The 21,164-nt window shown below is 60.8% G+C and carries 18 protein-coding genes; 12 read left to right on the top strand and 6 right to left on the bottom strand.

All coding sequences use genetic code 11. The annotated features are described in order from the left end of the window. Window positions 1–232 precede the first annotated feature (232 nt). The 7 genes from A6A03_RS16800 (at window position 233) to A6A03_RS16770 (ending at window position 6,046) form a co-directional block, all read left to right on the top strand. A complete protein-coding gene (locus A6A03_RS16800) occupies window positions 233–970 on the top strand; it encodes a DUF5995 family protein (protein ID WP_066790590.1) in 738 nt (245 codons plus the stop codon). A gap of 66 nt (window positions 971–1,036) precedes the next feature. Then, window positions 1,037–1,597: a VTT domain-containing protein gene (locus A6A03_RS16795; protein WP_066790588.1), complete on the top strand. Its 561-nt coding sequence runs from the start codon at window positions 1,037–1,039 to the stop codon at window positions 1,595–1,597. Window positions 1,598–1,716: 119 nt separating this feature from the next. Continuing rightward, window positions 1,717–2,694, top strand: coding sequence for a class II fructose-bisphosphatase (gene glpX / locus A6A03_RS16790; RefSeq protein WP_066790586.1), 978 nt, complete (start codon window positions 1,717–1,719; stop codon window positions 2,692–2,694). Continuing rightward, a complete protein-coding gene (locus tag A6A03_RS16785) occupies window positions 2,684–4,132 on the top strand; it encodes an O-antigen ligase family protein (protein WP_066790584.1) in 1,449 nt (482 codons plus the stop codon). The genes glpX and A6A03_RS16785 overlap by 11 nt, the downstream gene beginning before the upstream one ends. 60 nt (window positions 4,133–4,192) lie before the next feature. Further along, a complete protein-coding gene (gene smpB, locus A6A03_RS16780; protein WP_066790582.1) occupies window positions 4,193–4,672 on the top strand; it encodes an SsrA-binding protein SmpB in 480 nt (159 codons plus the stop codon). A 70-nt stretch (window positions 4,673–4,742) separates the two neighbouring features. After that, a complete protein-coding gene (locus A6A03_RS16775) occupies window positions 4,743–5,336 on the top strand; it encodes an SAM-dependent methyltransferase (RefSeq protein ID WP_066790580.1) in 594 nt (197 codons plus the stop codon). A gap of 230 nt (window positions 5,337–5,566) precedes the next feature. Beyond that, a complete protein-coding gene (locus A6A03_RS16770; protein WP_172812328.1) occupies window positions 5,567–6,046 on the top strand; it encodes a PaaI family thioesterase in 480 nt (159 codons plus the stop codon). Window positions 6,047–7,722: 1,676 nt separating this feature from the next. On the opposite strand, the gene A6A03_RS16765 is transcribed toward A6A03_RS16770, so the two are convergent. The 5 genes from A6A03_RS16765 to A6A03_RS16745 all read right to left on the bottom strand — a co-directional run bounded on the left by A6A03_RS16765 (window position 7,723) and on the right by A6A03_RS16745 (window position 13,773). Then, window positions 7,723–8,508, bottom strand: a complete 786-nt coding sequence (locus A6A03_RS16765; protein ID WP_066790578.1) for an ABC transporter permease — start codon at window positions 8,506–8,508, stop codon at window positions 7,723–7,725. Between the two features lie 3 nt (window positions 8,509–8,511). After that, window positions 8,512–9,315, bottom strand: coding sequence for an ABC transporter permease (locus tag A6A03_RS16760; RefSeq protein WP_066790576.1), 804 nt, complete (start codon window positions 9,313–9,315; stop codon window positions 8,512–8,514). A gap of 17 nt (window positions 9,316–9,332) precedes the next feature. Next, window positions 9,333–10,322 (bottom strand): ABC transporter ATP-binding protein, encoded by a 990-nt coding sequence (locus A6A03_RS16755; RefSeq protein WP_066790574.1) that lies wholly within the window; start codon window positions 10,320–10,322, stop codon window positions 9,333–9,335. Window positions 10,323–10,897: 575 nt separating this feature from the next. Continuing rightward, window positions 10,898–11,680 (bottom strand): alpha/beta hydrolase, encoded by a 783-nt coding sequence (locus tag A6A03_RS16750; RefSeq protein WP_066790572.1) that lies wholly within the window; start codon window positions 11,678–11,680, stop codon window positions 10,898–10,900. A gap of 35 nt (window positions 11,681–11,715) precedes the next feature. Continuing rightward, complete coding sequence (locus A6A03_RS16745) at window positions 11,716–13,773, bottom strand: serine carboxypeptidase (RefSeq protein ID WP_066790570.1); 2,058 nt, start codon at window positions 13,771–13,773, stop codon at window positions 11,716–11,718. 734 nt (window positions 13,774–14,507) lie between these two features. Between A6A03_RS16745 and A6A03_RS16740 the strand changes: the two genes are divergently transcribed. The 4 genes from A6A03_RS16740 to cofC all read left to right on the top strand — a co-directional run bounded on the left by A6A03_RS16740 (window position 14,508) and on the right by cofC (window position 17,860). Next, window positions 14,508–15,254 carry an SURF1 family protein gene (locus A6A03_RS16740; protein ID WP_066790569.1) on the top strand — a complete coding sequence of 249 codons (747 nt, stop codon included), beginning with the start codon at window positions 14,508–14,510 and terminating at the stop codon, window positions 15,252–15,254. Window positions 15,255–15,352: 98 nt separating this feature from the next. Further along, entirely contained in the window at window positions 15,353–16,192 is an 840-nt protein-coding gene (locus A6A03_RS16735) for a tetratricopeptide repeat protein (protein WP_066790568.1), read from the top strand. Between the two features lie 39 nt (window positions 16,193–16,231). Then, window positions 16,232–17,170 carry a 2-phospho-L-lactate transferase gene (gene cofD, locus A6A03_RS16730; RefSeq protein WP_245669035.1) on the top strand — a complete coding sequence of 313 codons (939 nt, stop codon included), beginning with the start codon at window positions 16,232–16,234 and terminating at the stop codon, window positions 17,168–17,170. 81 nt (window positions 17,171–17,251) lie between these two features. Then, on the top strand, window positions 17,252–17,860 hold the full coding sequence (cofC, locus tag A6A03_RS16725; protein ID WP_066790566.1) for a 2-phospho-L-lactate guanylyltransferase: 609 nt from the start codon (window positions 17,252–17,254) through the stop codon (window positions 17,858–17,860). A 16-nt stretch (window positions 17,861–17,876) separates the two neighbouring features. On the opposite strand, the gene rarD is transcribed toward cofC, so the two are convergent. Then, window positions 17,877–18,785 carry an EamA family transporter RarD gene (gene rarD, locus A6A03_RS16720; RefSeq protein WP_066790562.1) on the bottom strand — a complete coding sequence of 303 codons (909 nt, stop codon included), beginning with the start codon at window positions 18,783–18,785 and terminating at the stop codon, window positions 17,877–17,879. A gap of 343 nt (window positions 18,786–19,128) precedes the next feature. On the opposite strand from rarD, the gene A6A03_RS20745 reads away from it, so the two are divergent. Beyond that, on the top strand, window positions 19,129–21,164 hold a 2,036-nt coding region (locus A6A03_RS20745; RefSeq protein ID WP_425394392.1), incomplete at its 3' end, for an Ig-like domain-containing protein.

Genomic DNA, 21,164 nt, shown 5'->3' with positions numbered 1-21,164 from the left:
CGGGCCGTCCTCCGTGTCAACCGCGGTGCGATTGACGATGGGGAGTATAGCAACTCTTGCCCGATTTGTCAAGCGGCTCTGCGTAACCGAGTTAAACCGCTTTCCTAAGCGATATTTCTCGTTATACGGCGCATGATAGAGCCGTCACAAATCAACGAATTTGCGTGGTACACTGTGAGCAGGTCACGGTTTTGCTGTCACCTGTGACCTCACATGCCAGAAAGGAGATTGCATGCCCGCCTTAACCGAACGTATGCTGGCGCTGGTTGATCAGTGGAATGCAACCGGCGACCGCCGGGCCATCTTTCTGGCCTGTTACCAGCGGATGACTGAGCATATGCTCGCTGCGGTAGAACGCGATGAATTCCACGATTCAGCTTGGGTGCATCGGCTGATCGGCGACTTTGCCGATTATTATTTTGTCGCCCTTACGGCGTGGGAACAAGCAACCGGCGGGCCGCAGGTCTGGCAACACACCTTCGCGTTCGCTACACGGCGCGACACAGCCATTGTGCAACATCTGCTTTTGGGGGTGAATGCGCATATCAACTACGATCTGGTCTTGGTGTTGGATGATTTGCTGCGCCCGGAATGGTCGCACCTCTCGGAACGTGAACGCCAGCACCGGCGAGCGGACTACGACGCGGTCAATCGGGTGATTGCGCTCACGATCGATCGGGTGCAAGATGAGGTGATCGCGCCATACGCCCGCGCGATGCGCATCCTTGACCGCGCCTTCGGCCCGCTCGACGAATGGTGTACGGCGCACTTAATCCGTAACTGGCGCAACGATGTTTGGCAGCAAGCGATGCAGACGATCGTGACAAATGACGGCGCCGAACGCGCCGTCGCTCGCCAGCAGGTTGACCGCATCGCCACGCAACGCGCCCGCTTGCTCAGTGGCGACGCGCTCGGCGCGCGGGTGTTTGGGTATCCGTTACGCTGGCTGAACCGGCTACGGCTCATCTGAACAAGCTCTCGCGAGAATGTAGGCTACGACATCTAACGTACTTGTAGTCCATCAGCAAGAGGGTGTATGTCTGTCGAAACACAGCCGCCGCTTTGGCGGGTATGGTTATGGCCCGCTGTCGTTGGCATTGCGATTGCTGTTGCAAACGTGCTCGTCTTTATCTTGTTACCCCCCGATCTGGTCGAACGGTTAGGCGCCCTCGGTTACTTGGGCGCTTTTCTTTCGGCGGGAATCGCTAACGCTTCGATTGTGGTGCCGGTGCCGTATTATCCACTCCTGATCCGGCTGGGTCAGGCCTTTAATCCCTATGGCGTCGCTGTCGCCGCCGCTGCCGGTTCGGTACTCGGCGAGCTAGTCGCCTTTTACGCCGGGAGGAGCGGGCGCAAGGCGATGGAGCGTACTGCGTTCTACGACTGGGTACATCGCCAGATGCAGCACCGCTGGCGCGCGCCGGTCGTGTTGTTCGTCCTCTCGGCACCGCCGAACCCGTTTTTCGACATCGCCGGCATTATCGCCGGCGCCGTTGGTGTGCCAGTTTGGGTGTTCGCCACGACGGTCTTTCTAGCCCGGATTGTACGGATGGGGTTAGTCGTGCTGCTGGGGTATACGCTCTTTGGCGGTTGGTGAACCTGACCGTGTGGCACATACGAACCCCTCTGCACCTATGCTACAATTCAAGGTAACGCAGGGCGCGAGGCTGGCGCGCCACTGGAATAGGATCGCCAGCAAGAAAGCGGAGGTTCGCGATGGAGCGCAACCTTGGAATGGATTTGGTGCGGGCCACCGAAGCGGCGGCGCTGCGTTCGGGGCGCTGGATGGGTCGCGGCGACAAGAATAGCGCTGATCAGGCCGCCGTTGATGCGATGCGGATGGCACTGAACAGTGTGCCAATGAACGGTATTGTGGTGATCGGTGAAGGTGAGAAGGACGAAGCGCCGATGCTCTATATCGGCGAACGGGTTGGCAATGGCGAGGGTGAAGAGATCGATGTCGCAGTTGATCCGGTTGAGGGTACTACGTTGCTCGCCGAAGGTATGCCCGGCGCAATTGCGATCGTTGCTGTCGCTGAACGCCATTCATTCTACAACTGGCGCGGCATCCCGTACATGGATAAGCTAGCCGTCGGCGAACGGGCCAAGGGCGTGATCGATATCAATGCGCCGGTGGCCTACAATATTCGCGCGGTAGCGCGCACGCTCAATAAGCAAGTCGAAGACGTGACCGTCGTCGTGCTTGATCGCCCGCGCCACAAGGATCTCATTCGCCAGATTCGCGAAATCGGCGCGCGTATTAAGCTCATTGCTCACGGCGATGTCAGCGCCGGGATTATGACCAACATTGAGAACCCACCGGCTGATATCTTGATGGGGATCGGCGGCGCGCCGGAAGCCGTGCTGACGGCGGCAGCGCTGAAGTGCATGGGGGGCGAGATCCAGTGTAAAATCTGGCCGCGGAACGACGAAGAACGCGCGCGCGCCGCTGAACTTGGCCTCGATCCTAAACAAGTATTGACGACTCGTGATCTGGTGCGCGGCGAGAATGTGGTGGTGGCGGCCACCGGCATCACCTCCGGCGAGTTTCTCCGCGGCGTGGAGTATTTCGGTGGCGGCGCCCGCACCCATAGCGTGGTGATGCGCTCACGTTCGGGGACGGTGCGCTACATCGATGCCACCCACCGCTGGGATAAGCTGATGCGCATCTCTGATATGCCGTATGTCCATTAAACTTTCCGCGCAACCTACAACGGTGCGCGACCGGCTGGTGCAGTCGCCATTCCTGATTGCATTGTTGGCGTTGGCCACCGGCAGCCTGATCGGCGGCGTGACGGCGTTGGGGCCGTTGTACGCCGCCGCCGGTTTGCTGGCCTTGGCCATCGCCACCGCGTTGTTGGTGAGCGTCAAGGCCGGTTTGATCGCGGCCTTGGCCGTAGCCACAATGATCCCGTTTGGCACCTTGCCGTTTAAGGCGATTATTACGCCGAATTTCCTAACGCTGGTGTTGGTGGCGCTCAACGGGGTCTGGTTTTTGCGCGCGCTGGCGCGCTCGGATACGTATGATGTTCGCTTTGGTTCGCTGGGCTTGCCGCTGATCGGGTTTCTCGGCCTGACCCTCTTTTCGCTGGTGCTCGGCGCACGCGGGTTGCCCGACCCGCAAACCCTCCACAATTACGCCAAGTTTGTGTTGGGGGTCTTTTGCTACCTGACCGTGATCAATTGTGTGCGTGACCGCGACACCGCCCGGCTGATCGTGCGCGCCTTGATTGTGGTTGGCGGTTTGTCGGCGCTGATCGGGTTGATTTTGTGGGCCTTGCCCGATTCGATCGCCTTGCAACTGCTGGTGGCGCTGGGCCGGATCGGGTACCCGACCAGCGGGCGGGTGTTGCGGTATGTGGAAGATGACCCCAACGGCCTCGAACGGGCGATCGGCTTGGGGGTTGACCCGAACAGTTTCGGCGGGATGCTGGCCCTCGTCGCGGTGCTGACCCTGACCCAACTCGCCGCACCGCGCCCGATCTTGCCGCGCTGGTTGTTGGCAACTTTGGGCGGGTTGCAGGTGCTGGCACTATTGCTGACCTTCTCGCGCGCGGCCCTGTTCGGCTTGATCATCGCGGCGGCCTTTTTGGCCACCGTGCGTTATCGCCGGTTGTGGCGGTATATGATTGTCGCCGGCATCCTCGGCGGCGTGCTGCTCTTGGGGCTAGGGTATGCGGACGAATTCATAAACCGTGTGCTCTCCGGCGTCCAGTTCCGCGATCAGGCCCAACAGATGCGTCTCGACGAGTACGCCAACGCGATCGCGATTATCCAGCGCTATCCGGCGTTTGGCATCGGCTTTGGCCAAGCGCCCGATCTCGACCTCTCGGCGGGGGTGAGCAGTATTTACCTCGCGATTGGCCAACGCATGGGCTTGATCGGGCTGGCCGTCTTTTTGGGCCTGATCGGATTTTGGTTTACCCGCAGCCTGCGCATCTTGCCGCACCTCGATGATGAGGCGGCTAGTTGGCTGCTCGGCTGCCAAGGCGCGATCGTGGCCGCGCTCGCGGTCGGCTTGGCCGATCACTATTTCTTTAATATTGAGTTTAGCCACATGGCGACGCTGTTTTGGTGTACGATCGGGTTAGGCAGCGCCATCGAGTGGTTGATTAACGAACCGCCGGCGTAAGGGCAACGCAATCCAGCGCCCCAACGACGGCAACACCGATGAGTTTGAAATCACATTATCATGGCAAGTAAAAACAACCATCCCGGCGTAGTCGCCGACAACCGTAAAGCTCGTCACGATTACGACATCGAAGAGACTATCGAAGCGGGCATTGTTCTCTCTGGCAGCGAGATCAAATCAGTGCGCGCCGGGCGAGTGAATTTGCGCGGCAGTTTCGCCCGCGTCGTCAACGATGAAATTTTTCTCTATGATGCCCATATCGCGCCGTATGAGCAATCGGGCAAATACTTCAACCACGACCCGCTGCGTCCGCGCAAGCTCTTGCTGCACCGCCGCGAGATCAACCGGCTGAATGGGTTGGTGCGGATGAAGGGTATGACGCTGGTGCCGCTGAAGATCTATTTCAAAGGGCGGCGGGCTAAGGTCGAGCTTGGGGTGGCCCGTGGCAAGAAGATGTATGACAAGCGCGAGGATATTGCCCGCCGTGATGCCGCGCGCGATATTGACCGCGCGCTCAAGCGTTCGCGGCAAGAGCGGTAAATGGGAATAGCCGCAAAAAGACGCAAAAGCACGGATCAAACCGCCGTACTTACGCTTACAAGGGCACATTATGACCGACCGTTTCCAGCGCATTCGCGATCGCTACCTATCCGGCGAAATCCCGTGGGATCACCCCGAACCGCCGCCCGAAATCATTGCGCTCAGCCGTGAATTGCCGCCGGGCCGCGCCATCGATCTCGGCTGCGGTCTCGGTCGTGCCTGTATCTGGTTGGCCCGCGCCGGCTGGCAGGTTGACGGGGTCGATTTCATTCCCGAAGCGATTGCCATGGCCGCCGAACGGGTGGCTACCGCTGGGGTTACTGACCGGGTGCGCCTGTTTGTCGCCGATGTCACCAAGCTCGATTTTCTCAGCGGGCCATACGATTTGGCGATCGATGTCGGCTGCGGCCACGGCTTCGCCGAGCCAGCTCTGCATGCGTACCTTGATGAAGTTCACCGTTTGCTGCGACCGGGTGGGTTGTTTGTGTTGTTTGCCCATCTGCGCAATAGTGATCAGACAGAGACGCTCAAGACCAGCATTGAGCAATCGGCGCTGATGCAGGCCCTACGCCAGCGTTTCACCGTCGAGCAGTTTGTGCCCGGCGAGACGGTGGTGATGGGCAATCGCGGCCCCTCAGCGTGGATCTACCTGCGACGGATGTAAAGACAAAGCGGTAGAAAAGCGAGCTCGTCCGGTGGTCATTGCGAGCCGAGCGCAGCGAGACAAAGCAATCCCCCGTGAAAGCGGAAACACACCGCTCAGTGTTCGTTAGCTCGCGAGCAGGAGAGTGCTGCGAGGGCTACGCCCCCGCGCACTGACAAGAGTAGACTATTGAGCCACAACGGTACAGCATCACTGTGTCTGGGTATCGCGCTGTCTATCTGGAGTAGCCAATGAAACCCATCCAAGACACCTATCCCGATGAGTTGAGCCACTGCTACGGTTGCGGACGTCTCAACCCTGACGGGTTGCAGATCAAGAGTGTTTGGGACGGTAACGAAGCCATTGCCCGTTTTACCCCACGCCCCTACCACACCGCCGTGCCCGGTTATGTGTACGGCGGGTTGCTCGCGTCGTTGATCGACTGTCACGGCACGGGCACCGCTTCGGCAGCCGCTTACGCGGTGACTGGCCGCGAGCCGGGCACGGCCCCGTACTTGCGCTACCTCACCGCCTCGCTGCGGGTGAATTTCTTGAAGCCGACCCCGCTTGGCCCCGAATTGGTCATCCACGGGCGGGTGAAAGAGATGGCCGGTCGTAAGGTGGTGGTTGAGGCGTGGATCGAGGTGAATGGCGAGACGACGGTGCAAGGCGAAGTGGTGGCGGTACAAGCGCCCGATCATATGATCGAAGCGTTGCTCAATCGAGCGTAACTGGTGTCGCGGCGGGAATGTTTGTACTGGATAGATGCCCTCCCCCCCAACCCCCTCTCCCACCTTGCGGCGGGAGAGGGGGAGCGTTTTTACCGCAGAGAGCGCAGAGGACGCAGAGGGTGAGCCGCTTGGTTGGCGGCACTGTCATTGCGCTCGCGGCAGGCAGCAGCGCCCCGCTCCCGCGTTGCGCGAGCGGGGAAGGTGGTGATGGCACACCAGCACTCGCGTTCCGGTTGTCATTGCGAGGGAGTGGTGGCTCCCAGCGCGACTGGGAGCCTCCCGACCGAAGCAATCTCCCGCGATGGCGGAACATACCGGCTCAGGCATGGCCGGACAGGGAATAGCCACAAAGAGACACAAAAAGCACAAAATACACTTTATGTTTGCGTCTTTAGTGTGTTTGTGCGGCTATTCCCTGACCCAGTTTGAAGGGCCGGGTTAGACTAGCGCAGCCCGCTGCGCGGGCTAGGGAATAGCCACAAAGAGACACAAAAAGCACAAAATACACTATGTTTGCGGCTTTAGTGGGTTTGTGCGGCTATTCCCTGACCCAGTTTGAAGGGCCGGGTTAGACTAGCGCAGCCCGCTGCGCGGGCTAGGGAATAGCCACAAAGAGACACAAAAAGCACAAAATACACTTGATGTTTGCGTCTTTAGTGGGTTTGTGCGGCTATTCCCTGACCCAGTTTGAAGGGCCGGGTTAGACTAGCGCAGCCCGCTGCGCGGGCTAGGGAATAGCCACAAAGAGACACAAAAAGCACAAAATACACTATGTTTGCGGCTTTAGTGGGTTTGTGCGGCTATTCCCTGACCCAGTTTGAAGGGCCGGGTTAGACTAGCGCAGCCCGCTGCGCGGGCTAGGGAATAGCCACAAAGAGACACAAAAAGCACAAAATACACTTGATGTTTGCGTCTTTGGTGTGTTTGTGCGGCTATTCCCTGACCCAGTTTGAAGGGCCGGGTTAGACTAGCGCAACCCGCTGCGCGGGCTAGGGAATAGCCACAAAGAGACACAAAAAGCACAAAATACACTTTATGTTTGCGTCTTTAGTGGGTTTGTGCGGCTATTCCCTGACCCAGTTTGAAGGGCTGGGTTAGACTAGCGCAGCCCGCTGCGCGGGCTGATGGCCCTCACCCCCCAACCCCCACTCCCACCTGACGGCAGGAGTGGGGGAGCTGCTATGTCTTCGCGACAGGCACTGGTTGAGGTACACCAGCGCCCGCGTTCCGGTTGTCATTGCGAGGGAGGGTCGGCTCCCAGCGCGGCTGGGAGCCGCCCGACCGAAGCAATCTCCCGCGATGGCGGAACCAACCAGCTCAGGCATGGCCGGACAGGGAACCCAGCCCCTGTTCCCACCAATGGGAGCAGGCAACAAAATGTTTAGACAGGATAGATGCTTTTTCCGCGCCTGAAGCACTCTTGCATGCCAGAGCGCGCTAGGGCCGCAGCCGCACCCAGCGCGCCTACGATGGCGGTACGGGAGAGCTACGCTCATCTTCCCCTGCTCCTGCTCCCGCAAGCAGGAGCAGGGAGAGATGATGTTTAGACAGGATATATACTTTTTCCGCGCCTGAAGCACTCTTGCATGCCAGAGCGCGCTAAGGCCGCAGCCGCACCCAGCGCGCCTACGATGGCGGTACTGGATAGATGCTTTTTCCACACCGCAGCGGCTACCTTATGCGCTAGCCCCGCTGTAACGGCTGAGGCCCCAGCGGAAGAACAAGCGCGCTATGACGAACAGGCCGAGCGCAACCCCCGCTGCTAACGCCAATGTTGAGCCGGTTAGCCGATTGGTCAGCGCCTCGGCGGGGACGGTGACGGCAAAGGCCACCGGCACTAGAAAGGTCAAGAGGGCGCGCAACCACGATGGGTAGATGCTGACCGGCCAGCGTCCGGCGGCGAAGAGGCCTTCAAAGAGGTTGATCAGACTTTCGATCTGAATCACCCAGAAACTGGTCGTCGCTAATATCAGCCAAAACGAGTAGATTGCAATCACACCACACAACACGGCAGCGCCAAAGGCGATGATTTGCTCAAGCCGAACACTCGCCTGCATCCACAGCAAGGCCCAGCCAATGACCAGCAAGCCGGCGATGGCGTTGGTGAAACGCCATACCTGCCATTCGCGGATGCTGATCAGTAATTGGGCATCAACCGGTTTGGTCAGCGCATAATCCAGCTTGCCTTCTAACACGTCTTGGGCTAAGCGTAGCATATTGGGTTGGATCACGGCTTGCACGATGCCGATCATCACCCCATAGATTCCCATCACCACCAACAATTCGGGCGGCGTCCAACCGGCCAGTACCGTGGTGTGCCGGAACACAAGGCCCAACCCGATCAGGGCCGTCGCCAGCCCGATCGCCGATTCGAGCACTTGAAAGAAGAAGTTCGCCCGGTATTGCAGCTCGTTGAGGATGCCAATCCGGGCAAAGGTGGCAATAATGCGTGCAACATCCATCTTCTACCCGCCTACCGCTGTATAGCGCCGGATTGCGCTTCGCCACACCACCGCCAACAGCCCTAAGCCAACGCCGATCCAGAACGCTTGCATTGCCAGCCCTCCCAGCAAGCCAGCCAGCGAGAGCTGCCCGATAAGGGCTTCAATCGGGAAGCCGAACGTCCAGCGGAACGGCAGCCAATCGGCCAGCGTTTGCACCCAATCGGGGAAGAGGGCTAGCGGCGCGATACGGCCAGAAAGGAACAGTTCAAAGGCAAAAAAGAGTTCGTAGATCGCGGCGACGCGGGTTGTCCAGAATGAGATCAGGCCCAACAGCCAGAGAAACATCATGCGGATCAGGAATGCGCCCCAGATGGCGACCGCGAAGACCGCAATCTCGATGGCGGTAGGGGCCAGCGTTGGCTGAAAGAGCCATGCTAGCGCCGCCGCAATCGGCAGCCAGAGCACAATCACGACCACCTTCCAACCGGCGAAGAAGGCGATGTCGTAGTGCAGCGGATGAAGCGGGCGCAGCAGCAAGCCCGACAGCTCGCCGGAGCGGATGCGTTGTTCCCAGCCGTAGGGAGTAAAGACGATATTCATATTGCGCACCAGCGTCCAGACGATGTAATAGGCAGCCAGCGCGCCGGCATTGTACCCGCCGACTGAACCGCCTTGCGCGGCGGCGACGACGCTCCAGACCGCTAGATAGATCACCGGTTCGGCGATCATGCCGATCATATAGAAATAGTTGGCGGCGCGATACTGGAACTGGACGAGGATCGCCTGCTTCATGGCCGCACGGTAAAAATCGATCAATTGGGTCATAGCGAGCGCCTCTTTGCTTAGCGCGGGGTGCCAACCGCAAACACCTGCTCGATCACATCGTCGATCGGCGGCTCTTCAACCATCAGATCGGCGACCGGCGCTTCGGCCAGCAGACGCGCGGTGATGGCCGGCGCCATCGCTTTGGGCACGCGCAAGGTGTAGCGGAGACCATCGTGGGCTAACACCTCGCCAAAGCCTTTCAGATCGGCGCCGCTTTCGGCCAGCGTGACAATCAGTTTGCGGTAGGCGGCAAACTGATCAACCAGCGCGCTCAGCGGGCCATCGAACAACACGCGACCGTGGTGAATGACGATCACCCGCCGGCAGAGAGCTTCGACATCGGCCATGTAGTGGCTGGTGAGCAGCACGGTCGCGCCGGTGCGCCGGTTATATTCGGCGACGAAGGCGCGGATGCGGCGTTGCATGGTCACATCAAGGCCGAGCGTCGGCTCATCGAGGAAGAGGGCTTGCGGGCGATGGAGCAGAGCGCCGATAATCTCCATTTTCATGCGTTCACCCAGTGAGAGGTTGCGCACCGGCTTGCGCACCAGATCGCCCACTTCGAGCAAGTCGATCAGTTCATCGCGGGTTGCGCGAAACTCGGCAGGCGGCAGGCGATAAATGGCGCGGATCAGCTCGAACGAATCGAGCGCCGGCAGATCCCACTGCAACTGGTTGCGATTCCCCATGACGAGCGTGATCCGGCGCAAAAAGGCTGGCTCGCGGCGGGCGGGCACGTAGCCGAACACGAGCGCCTCGCCGCTGGTTGGATGGAGCAGGCCGGTCAACATTTTGAGGGTGGTGGTTTTGCCGGCCCCGTTCGGGCCGAGAAACCCGACCACTTCACCCGGCTGGATGGTAAAACTGACGCCAGACACAGCATGGATGGCGCGCACCCGCCGCCGGAACAGGCTGCGGATTGCCGCCAGCAGGCCGGGGTCGCGCTCAGGGACTTCGTAGGTTTTGACGAGATCGCGGACGATAATGGCAGGGATGTGTGCAGACATCGCTTGTTGCTTTCAGATAACGGACATGGAGCGGGCCAGCGGCCCGCGCCCCAAGCGGGAGCGGGGAGCGCGGGCGGCCAGCACCCGGCCCTGAAGGGCCGGGCTATCCTTACGAAGCCCGCTGCGCGGGCTGATGGCCCGCACCACCGGCCCCGCTCCCGCCATCAGGTGGAAGCGAGAGAGCAGAGCTACGTTTTGAGCATTTTACAGCGATCAACGGTTGTACGCATCAGTTGGTCGGTCTACCCCTCAACACCTCCACCAAAGAACACCCGTGCGGGCCAGCGGCCCGCGCCCCAAGCGGGAGCGGGGAGCGCGGGCGGCCTGCCCGATTCCACCAGTGTGAACCCGTGTGGGCCAGCGGCCCGCGCCCCAAGCGGGAGCGGGGAGCACGGTGGCCTGCCCGATTCCACCAGTGTGAACCCGTGCGGGCCAGCGGCCCGCGCCCCAAGCGGGAGCGGGGAGCGCGGGCGGCCCGCCCGCTTCCATAAGCGAAAACCCGGTAGGCCAGCGGCCCGCAACCCTCGGCGGCACAATATCTATCCTTCCCGCTGCGTTTTTGGCGGTAAAAACACTTACACCTTCGCCGCACGATTCAGCTCAACTGCGAACTGAGCAATCGCGGCTCCGGCCAGCGGCCATGCCGGATCAAGCATGATGTCGTGCGGCGCTGAAGGGATAACAAACAGCTCGGCACGGTAGGTAGCGGCAAGCGCTTGCTGGGCAGCGAGATCGAAGATCGCATCGTCGCCGGCGGCAATGACGAGCACCGGCGTCCGGCAAGCGGACGGGCGGGGGCGGATCAGCATACTGGTCATTGTTACCAGTGGCGGTTCGCTGACCAGTTGCTGGCGGTAGCGTTCGAGGTCGGCGGCAGCGATGTCGGGCCGGAAGAGGGCGGCGCGCACGGCTGCCGGCTCACGGCGCAACAGGGCGCGGATATCAACCATCGGTGCGCCTTCGCGCCAGCGGCGCAGAAAGTAGGCCGGGCTTGAGACCGGCGAACTACAGAGCAACACGACGCCGGCCAAGGCTGGCGGCGGCCCGCAACGACCGGTCATCAGCAATTGGGCCACGTAACCGCCGGCGCTATGGCCAACCAGCACTGGCGGCTGGGGCAACGCAGCCACTGCCGTGCGGACATCCTGCACATAATCGCAGATGGTCGTCAACCGGCTGGCCGGCGGGCTGGCGCCGTGACCGCGCAGGCTGATCGCATGCGCAGTCAGGCCGCGAGCAGCCAAATCAGGCAAGGCCCGTTCGGCCCAACACCATGCACCGTGCCATGCGCCATGCACCAACAACACTGGCGGAGCGGGACGGGGTTGGTGCGGCTGGGCAGAGATCCATTCAAGCATTGAGCTTCTCGCTAAGGATACTTGCGATCTACTCCCTACTCCCCACTCCCCACGATCACTCGTTCCGGCGGCAACCCCAACTGGCGGCGGCGCTCTTCGGCCAAGCGGCGCTTCTCGGCGATCATCTCGTCGGTGACGTAGACACCAAACGAGCGCAGGCGGGCCAGCTCAAGGCCATGCTTCTTCCACAGCCGATAGACCTCTTTGACTCGCTCGATCTCGATATTGCGCCCCAGCGTATAATCCTCAAACTTACCCTCCATCGCCAGCAAGGCCGTCTCAGAGAGGCAGGCATAGGCGGTGCCGGGAGGCATATCAATATCGAAGCCAAAATCCGGCTCACCGGGGAGGACAATCTCGCCACTCTCGATCACGAGCACATCAGGCCGGCGGCGTGCATCTTCTTCTTTCACATCGGGCGGGCGGGCGACATCGCACACGACGGCGCCGGGTTTGAGCTTATCGATATTGATCACTTTGCCGGTCAACGCGCTGGTAGTGGTAATAATCAGATCGGCATCACCGATATAAGCATCGGCGTAGGTTGCCGCCACCACCCGCGCCCCCGGCGTCTCGGCTTCAATCTGTTTCTTGAGCGCCAGCAAGCGTTCAGCGCGCGGCGCCACCAGCACCACATCCTGCACGGCTTGGGCCAACAAACGGGCGCAGACCGCGCCGATCGAGCCGGTCGCGCCGATCACGACGGCGCGCACATGCTCAGGCCGGCCACCCTTCATCAACAACACCGCCTGCTTGGCTGCTTCGAGCGTAGCAGCCACCGTCAGCGAATTGCCCGACGTAATGCCGATATTGACCTTCTGGGCCACGGTGATCCCAGCATCGCCGACTACCGAGGTAAATGCGCCCAAACCCATAATCTGCGCCCCCATCCGTTCGGCCATGCGGGCCGCTTTAATTAAGCGGCGATAGGTAAAGCTTGGCGGACGGCGCATCATCTCACGCGGGGTCGCGCCGAGGGTGAGGAGAATGCCTTCCACCTCTTCGCCGGTGGCTTTCGAGCGAATGCCGCGGATGCGCGAGAGGTAGAGGGGCGGGAACTCGGCGGCAACGAGTTCGACCAACCGCTTGGGCAGATAGCGCGTCCAGCGGAACAGATGGTGATTAGCGATCAGCTCGGTGCGCAGCGGATGGATCACAAAGGCAAAGCGCGGTTTCGGCCGCGGATTAAGGTCTTGCACCGTCGGCCCCCAACCGGCAGCCGCGATAAAATCGATCACCTCGGCATCACCGGGTTGGCGCGGGCTTTCGGTAATCGCGGTAATCACCGCCTCGATTGCATCGGCAGCGATAAATGGGCGTTCTTCGCTGAGCGGCGGCGTCATCGTGACCAGCGTCGTCACCCCGCGCCGGCGCAGGTCTTCGATCTCAGCCGGTGATGGATCATCGGTGATGATCGCCTTGCGGGTCAGATCGTGGGGGGCGAAGCGGCGGATAAAGGCAAAATCGCCGGCAATGACATCGGCCCAGCGGAACAGATCGGCTGCCCGGCTATCAAAGCCCTCTTGGCCGAGCGCCACCGGATGGAGAAAGCGGTAGGGCAAGAGGGCCAAAATGGGCAGAGTGGTGGCGGCGTACAGTTCAAGTTGTTCGAGCGAGCGTGGCGGCGGCAAGAAGGGGATACCGGCGTGGATCACGGGATCGGCGAAGCGCAACTCCGGCTCGTACTGGCTGATCGCTGCGGCGAGCTGGTAGCGTTCGACGCCGCTCGTGATCAACACCCGCTTATAGCGCAACAGTGACGGAATCTGGCGGGTTGCTTGGGCAACCGCCCACCGTTCGAGCGTCGCTTTGACCACACCGCCATCAACCACGGGCGTGCGGCGGGCTTGGGCAGCGATATGGATCGCTTCTTGATGCGGGTAACGAGCGCGGCCAATCCGAAAGACGGGCGTCAAGCCGCCTAACCCGATCGCGTCAACCTTGCCGTCAAATTCGCGCACGAGTGCCATCGCCTGCGCGACATCGCCGTTGGTACCAATCCGGCGCACTTCCACATGCTGGCCGAGCACCGTGACCGTGATCTGATAATCGCGTTGCGCCGATCCAAGACTGATGCTAACCACTCGCTTCATTGCGGCCTCCTCCTCGCAGTCATAGCGCAAGTATACCATGGACAACGAATAGGAGAACGAATAAACGAATGGGGGTGTGGAGTGTGGTAGTGGCGCTGCCACGTACAAGTATGGAGTGCGGCAGTGAAACTGCCGCATTCCATAATTCAAGGACGAATAGAACGCATGAGCGCAGCTATCAATGATATCTGCAAGATGCGTCGTTTCGCCCTCACTCCCGGCCCTGCTCCCACGAATGCAGGAGTTCAAAGGCGAACAGTACAAAAGGGCCGGGCTATCCTTACGAAGTCCGCTGCGCGGGCCATCGGCCCGCCCCTCCCCCAGCGGGGGAGGGGTTGGGGGTGGGGGCAAATCAACCGTGTGTATGCGGAACGCTGCGCTTCGCGCGGAATCCAACCATGCCCTGCTCCCACGAATGCAGGAGTTCAAAGGCGAACAGTACAGAAGGGCCGGGCTATCCTCACGAAGCCCGCTGCGCGGGCTGATAGCCCTCACCCCCAGCCCCTCTCCCACTGGCGCGGGAGAGGGGAGTGCAAAGCTACGCTTTGAAGCATTGCACAGCGATCACATGTTCTGTCCATCCCTCAACATTCCCTAGCGAGGGTGCGTATCCATTCTAGGCAGGAGCCATTGGCAGCGCCGCCGCCACTAATGGTATGATGGCAGGGGAATGTTACGTTTCGCCACCTTTTCTCATCATACTAGACGGTGGCATAGCAACGAGCTGGCAGCGTATGACGACGACAACGGTACCCGCCACCCATCGCCTCCTCCGTGGATGGTGGATCGCGAAGCATCTGTTTGCGTTGGTGATTTTAGCGACATTGATCGTTTTGGGGTTCTGGCAACTTGACCGGCTCGAACAGCGACGAGCGGCGAATGCGGCCCGGTTGGCGGCGTTGGCCCAGCTGGCGATCCCGCTCACGCCTGCGACCGATCCAGCGACGGTGATCGGGCGGCGGGTGGTGGTGAGCGGGGTGTTTCGCAATGAAGAAAGTATCGTTTTGCGCGGGAGGCGGTCGGATAGCGGCGTCGATGGGGTTCACTTAGTGACGCCATTGCAGATTGAGGGCAGCGAGTATGCGGTGCTGGTTGACCGCGGTTGGCTGCCGTCAGCGCAGGGGGCGGCGACCGCTTACGCGGTGACGCGACCGGTGACGATTGAAGGGATTGCCCAAGCGCCGCAACTGCGTCCCGATAGCCCGCTGGCCGGGCGTGACCTGCCATTGCCGGGAGAGACGCGGATCAATGCGTGGCTGCGGGTGGATGTGCCAGCCATCCAACAGCAGGTTGGCGCGCCGCTATTACCGCTGTTTATCGAGCAGTTGCCTGACGGCAACACCGGCTTGCCACGTCCGCCCGATCCGTACCGGCTCGATGAAGGCCCGCATCTGAGCTATGCGCTGCAATGGTTCACCTTCGCCGGCATCGTCGGCGTCGGTTATCTCTTGCTCTTGCGGCAAGAGGTGCAGCGCCGGTAAATGTTGACATTCTTCTTACATTTTGCCGACATCGTTTCAACACCTTTCTGGTACACTACACAACAGCAATAACCGATCGGTGCAAGGAGAGAACAAGCATGGCTACTGGAGTGAGCGCAACGACTGCCCAAAGCGCAGTGCTTGAAGTTACCGAAGCTACCTTTGAGCGCGAGGTGTTGCAGCGCTCGCAGACGACGCCGGTCGTGATCGACTTTTGGGCGCCGTGGTGCGGGCCGTGCCGCGTGCTGGGGCCGACGCTCGAGCGGCTGGCGCGCGAAGCCGGCGGCACGTGGGTGCTGGCCAAGATTAATGTTGATGAAAACCCGCGCCTTGCCCAGATGTTCCGGGTACAGGGCATTCCGGCGGTCAAGGCGGTCTATCAAGGCAAGATTGTTGATGAGTTTACCGGCGCGCTGCCGGAGAGTCAGGTGCGGGCATGGCTGAAGCGGGTGGTGCCTGACCGCAACGCCGACCTGCTGGCGATGGCGCAAGCGCTGGAGGCGACCAATCCGGCGGAGGCGATTGCGCGCTACCGCCTGATTCTGGGCCAAGACCCCAAGAACGAGACGGCGCTGTTCAATTTGGGCCGGTTGCTGGCGCTGCGCGGTGATCCGGAAGGGATTGTGACCCTGAAGCAAGTTCCAGCAAGCAGCTCGTTTAGCAGCCGGGCAACCGCTGGGTTGGCAATCGCCGATCTGGTGAATGCACCCGCTGAACCGGCAGAAGGCAGCGAGGGGTTGTACCGGCAAGCGGCAGCGGCGGTGCGCGCCGGCGATTACGCCACGGCGATCGAGCACCTCTTGACTATCGTTGGCCGGGATCGGGCGCTGCGCGATGATGGCGCGCGCAAGGCGTTGCTGGCGCTGTTTGCCCTGCTCGGCGACGAGAATCCGTTGGTGGGGCCGGCCCGCCGCCGGCTGGCGAATCTGCTCTTCTAATTTGCGGCGCAGAGACAGCCAAGCTGTCTCTGCGTCTTTATGTCTACTGTTATGATTGTTGTGCTGGCCGGCGGCGTCGGCGCCGCCCGGTTTCTCGAAGGTTTGGCTGCCGTTGCGCCGCCCGAACGAATCGCCGCCGTTGTCAATACCGGCGACGATATGGTGCTGCACGGGTTGCATATCTCGCCCGATCTCGATATCGTCACCTGCACGCTGGCTGGGGTGATTGATACCGCACAGGGGTGGGGCATTGCCGGCGACACCGACGAATGTATGCAGTGGCTCGGCCGGCTCGGTGCGCCAACGTGGTTCAAGCTTGGCGATCGTGATCTGGCCTTGCACATCTACCGCACTGCCCGCCTGCGCGATGGCGCAACTCTGTCGCAGGTCGCCGATGAGATGAGGCAGGCGTTGGGAGTGCCGATCACCATTGTGCCGATGAGCGATGATCCGGCGCCGACCCACATCCTGACCGATCACGGCGAACTCCACTTTGAAGAGTATTTCGTGCGTGAACGCTGCCAGCCGGCGGTGCGCGGGGTGCATCTGCACGCCGCTGGGCCGGTGTCGCCGGCGCCGCGCCTGTTGCCGCTGCTCGCCAGCGCCGAAGCGATCATTATCGCGCCGAGCAATCCGGTGGTAAGCGTCGGGCCGATCCTTGCCATTCCCGGCGTGCGGGAAGCGATCGCCAACGCCAATGCGCCGGTCGTCGCCATCAGCCCGATTGTCGGCGGCGCGGCGATTAAAGGGCCGGCAGTGCCGCTGATGCGGGCCGCCGGGATGGAACCGACCGCGTTGGGGGTTGCCAAGGCGTATGCCGATCTGATTGACGGGATTGTCATCGATACCGTCGATGCGGCGCTAGCGCCAGCCATCGCACAGCTCGGCATTCGCCCATTCGTGACCGATACGATTATGCGCGGCATGCCAGAAAAAATGGCACTGGCACGGGCAGCATTGGAGCTCGCATTCGCTTAATCCGCAAGCGATTGTTGCAGGGGCAAGAGAACACAGCTTCGCTGAGTGTTTACCCCCGCACAATGACAGAAAGCAGCATCCGTGATCGGCATCGCCATCCCCATCAAACGGCTCCAGTTTGCCAAATCACGGCTGGCCGGCGACCTCGCTCCGGCAGCGCGGCAACGGCTCGTGCTCACATTAGCCCAGCACGTCATCAATGCCGCCCGGCAAGCAACCGCAGGTTTCACTATGCCGGCGCGAATCTGGCTGGTCAGCGCCGATCCAGCCATCGCGGCACTGGCGCAGGCCGGTGGCGTGGAATGGTTGCCCGACCGTTGCGAAGAATTGAACGCCGCCTTAACCGAAGCACGTAGCCAATTCCAGAACGCTGGCGTGCAGACGATGATCGTGCTGGCCGGCGATCTACCCTTGGTAACGGCAGCGGATGTGGCGGCGCTCTACGATGCGTTGAGCGAAGCTGATCTCGCACTGGCGCCCGATCAGCAGCAGCGGGGAACGAATGCGCTCGCCCTCCGGTTACCATCACCGCTGCCCTTCCTTTTCGGCCTCGACAGCGCCAACCGGCACTTGGCGGCAGCAGCGCGCCTAGGTTTGCGCACGCGCCTGATCATGACGCCAACCCTCGCCTTCGACCTCGACGACAGCGAACGGCTGCGGCAATACTGCGCCGCCGAACACCCCGCCTAAGCAACCCACCTTGCACTCAATCCGCCGCCGGCTGGGTAAGCGTCGCCCGATAGCGGCGCGCCGCCAACAGGCTATCAGCGGTATAGATGGCAAGCGCCGTCCAAATCGCGCCAAAGCCGATCAATTGCGCAGTCGAAAATGGCTCGCCATAGACCACCACCCCCAGCAAGAGTTGCAAGGTCGGGGCAAGGTATTGCAAGATGCCGATGGTAGTGAGCGGAATGCGTTGGGTGGCCGCGCCAAAGAAGAGCAACGGCGCCGCGGTGATAACGCCGGTGCTCAGCAGCAATAGCCACAAGCCGGCATCGTGATGAATGCCGCCATTGTTACCGGCTAACCAGCCTAACCAAAGCACTGCCGGCACAAACATCCAGAGCGTCTCGACAGTGAGTGCTTCAAACGAGCCAAGCGGAGTCTGTTTGCGCAAAAGACCATAAAAGCCAAACGACAGCGCCAACGCCAACGCAATCCACGGTAACGCACCGGCGCTATAGGTCAGCCAAGCCACACCAGCGCCAGCAATGGCGATCGCCAGCCACTGCGCCGGACGCAACCGCTCGCGCAAGACGAGCACGCCGAGGGCAATACTGACCAGCGGATTAATAAAATAACCGAGACTGGCCTCAACCACCCGATTCATCTGCACTGCCCAGACATAAATCCCCCAATTAGCGGCCAGCAAGGTCGCGCTAGCCAGATAAGTCAAACGCAACCGGCGCTGGCGGCGCATCACCTGCACCCATTGCCACTGCCGGCGCACCGCCAGCACAGCGAGCAAAAAGAGCAGCGACCAAATCATGCGATGGGCGAGAATCTCGGTCGCGGTTGCGCCATTGAGGGCCTTCCAATAGACCGGCAACAATCCCCACAGCGTATAGGCGGCGACTGCCGCGCCAATACCTTGCAATACGGTTTTGTTCGTCATAAGAACCTTTTTACTACAATAAGTAATACGACAATTCCTAACAATTACTTGCGCCGTACACTCCTTTCATAACAAAATGTTCAACATACAGATGAATCTTTTTTAAACCTCAAGCTCAACCGTAGCATCAGTCTCATGACCGATCCCATTGCAGCAAGGATGCTCTATCGTCACCCAAAGAGCACAGATACATACTACCTTTCATCACAAACTATTTTGTTAAAACTTTGTTCATTTTAGGTAGCATGCTCAACAAATCTGCCGTTTCGGTAATACTTCGGTTCAGGTTTCGGTTATGATTCGGCTCAGTTGCACTACTACATTCTAGTCTTGGAGAGGAGCCATGACCCGCCCGATGCAGCGAGCAACGCTCTCATTGTTGCCCATTATCACTCTGCTCGTCATCTGGTCGCTTGTCATCAATCCAGTCTTCGCCGCCACCAGCACATGGATCGGCGGCAACGGAAACTGGAACGATCCTGCCAACTGGAGCGGCGGGATCGTGCCGCAGACCCGGAATGATATTGCAGTGTTTCCCAACACGCCGTATCCACGCACTGTCACCCTCAATAGCGGCGCGATCGAGATTGGCGAAGTGCGCTTCGACAGTGATATGACCTACTGGCTGTTTAGCAGCGGCAGCGGCAGCCTATATTTTCCGCCTGCCGGCGCCGGCACTATCCGCACTCTGCGAGGCAATCATATCATTGGTGCGTCGATTGACCTCCAAAAAGTCATTGCATTTGACACCGCGGCTGATAGCAGCCTCATCATCGCCAGCCCCAACAATCTGCTCCGCGGCAGCGGCGGCATTACCAAAACCGGCGACGGGGCTCTCTACCTCCTCACGCCCAACGAACACAAAGGCAAAACCGCGATCAGCGGCGGCGCGATTATTGTGGCCGACGATCAGGCGTTTGGCACATCAAAACTCGAGCTCTACAGTGGGCGATTGATCGGCGCCGGCGGAGACCGGTTAATCGCCAACCAGATAGCGGCTCTCAACAACGACTTCACATTCGACAGCGGCGCTAACCGGCTCAGCTTTAGCACGCCATTTGCATTGCCCGGCAACCGGGCGATTACGGTTGAAGGCGATGTTACGTTCGTCGGCGTGACCGATACGACAAATAGCCGTGATCTGCGCAAAAACGGTAGCGGCAACTTGACAATCAATCTGTCAACAACGAGCACCAATATCGGCTCATTCGTACGCAACCAGAGCAATGGCCGGCTCAACCTCTATGGGGCCGGTACGGTCGGTGCGATCGTCTACAACGCCGATTCCGGCGGCGGCGAGATCGGGATCGGCGACCGGCGCGATCTTGCGACCGGTACTATCATCCGTGGACGCGGCACGCTCAGCATCAATGGAAACGGTGATGGGGTTCGCCTGCACGGGCCGAATATTCGCCTAACCTTTGAGATCGGTCCCGGTGGTGATAGTCTGGTGCTGAATAACACCACAAATAACCGGACCAGAAACGCCAATATTGAACTGATGGGAGCCGGCAACCCCAACGGGGCTGAATTGGCGCTCGCTTTGGTTCCCGGTTATACACCCATGCAGGGTGATGTGTGGCCAATCATTCAACACTACAGCACTGGAAGTATTCTCGGCACCTTCCGCGACTTGCCCAACGGCGCAGTCATTGACGTGGCAGGCTATCCCTTCCAAATAATCTACGACCTAAAACTGGTGTATCTGGTTGCATTGCCGCCAGTCGTTCTGACCATCCAAAGCGGCAATAATCAGAGCGCCTTGCTCAACACCGACTTTGTCCAAGCCTTGCGGGTGCGGGTTAGCGATGAACACGGCAACCCACTCCAAGGCATCTACGTGAGCTTCGCTGCGCCGAACAGCGGGGCTAGCGCAACCTTCCCCGCCGGCAATGGCGCCGTGAGCGATCTGAATGGGATTGTGGAAATCCCGGTGCGAGCCAATAATGTGGCGGGCACGTACACTGTCACAGCAACTGTAGGCAGTTCGAGCGCTGGGTTTACCCTGACAAATGTCGATCCAAGTCCAACGGCCACGCCGGTCCCGACCGCTACGCCGACCGCAACGGCGACCCCGGTCCCGACCGCCACGCCAACCGCGACGGCCACGCCGGTTCCGACCGCCACGCCAACCGCAACCGCGACGGCCACCCCGGTCCCGACCGCTACGCCGACCGCAACGGCGACCCCGGTCCCGACCGCCACGCCAACCGCAACCGCGACGGCGACCCCGGTCCCGACCGCTACGCCGACCGCAACGGCGACCCCGGTCCCGACCGCCACGCCAACCGCGACGGCGACCCCGGTTCCGACCGCCACGCCAACCGCAACCGCGACGGCCACGCCGGTTCCGACCGCCACGCCAACCGCAACCGCGAC

Origin of the sequence: Chloroflexus islandicus (assembly GCF_001650695.1) — a bacterium.
Classification (GTDB): domain Bacteria; phylum Chloroflexota; class Chloroflexia; order Chloroflexales; family Chloroflexaceae; genus Chloroflexus; species Chloroflexus islandicus.
Note: the sequence above shows the minus strand (reverse complement) of the source record. Positions and strands in the feature narration are given on the sequence as shown.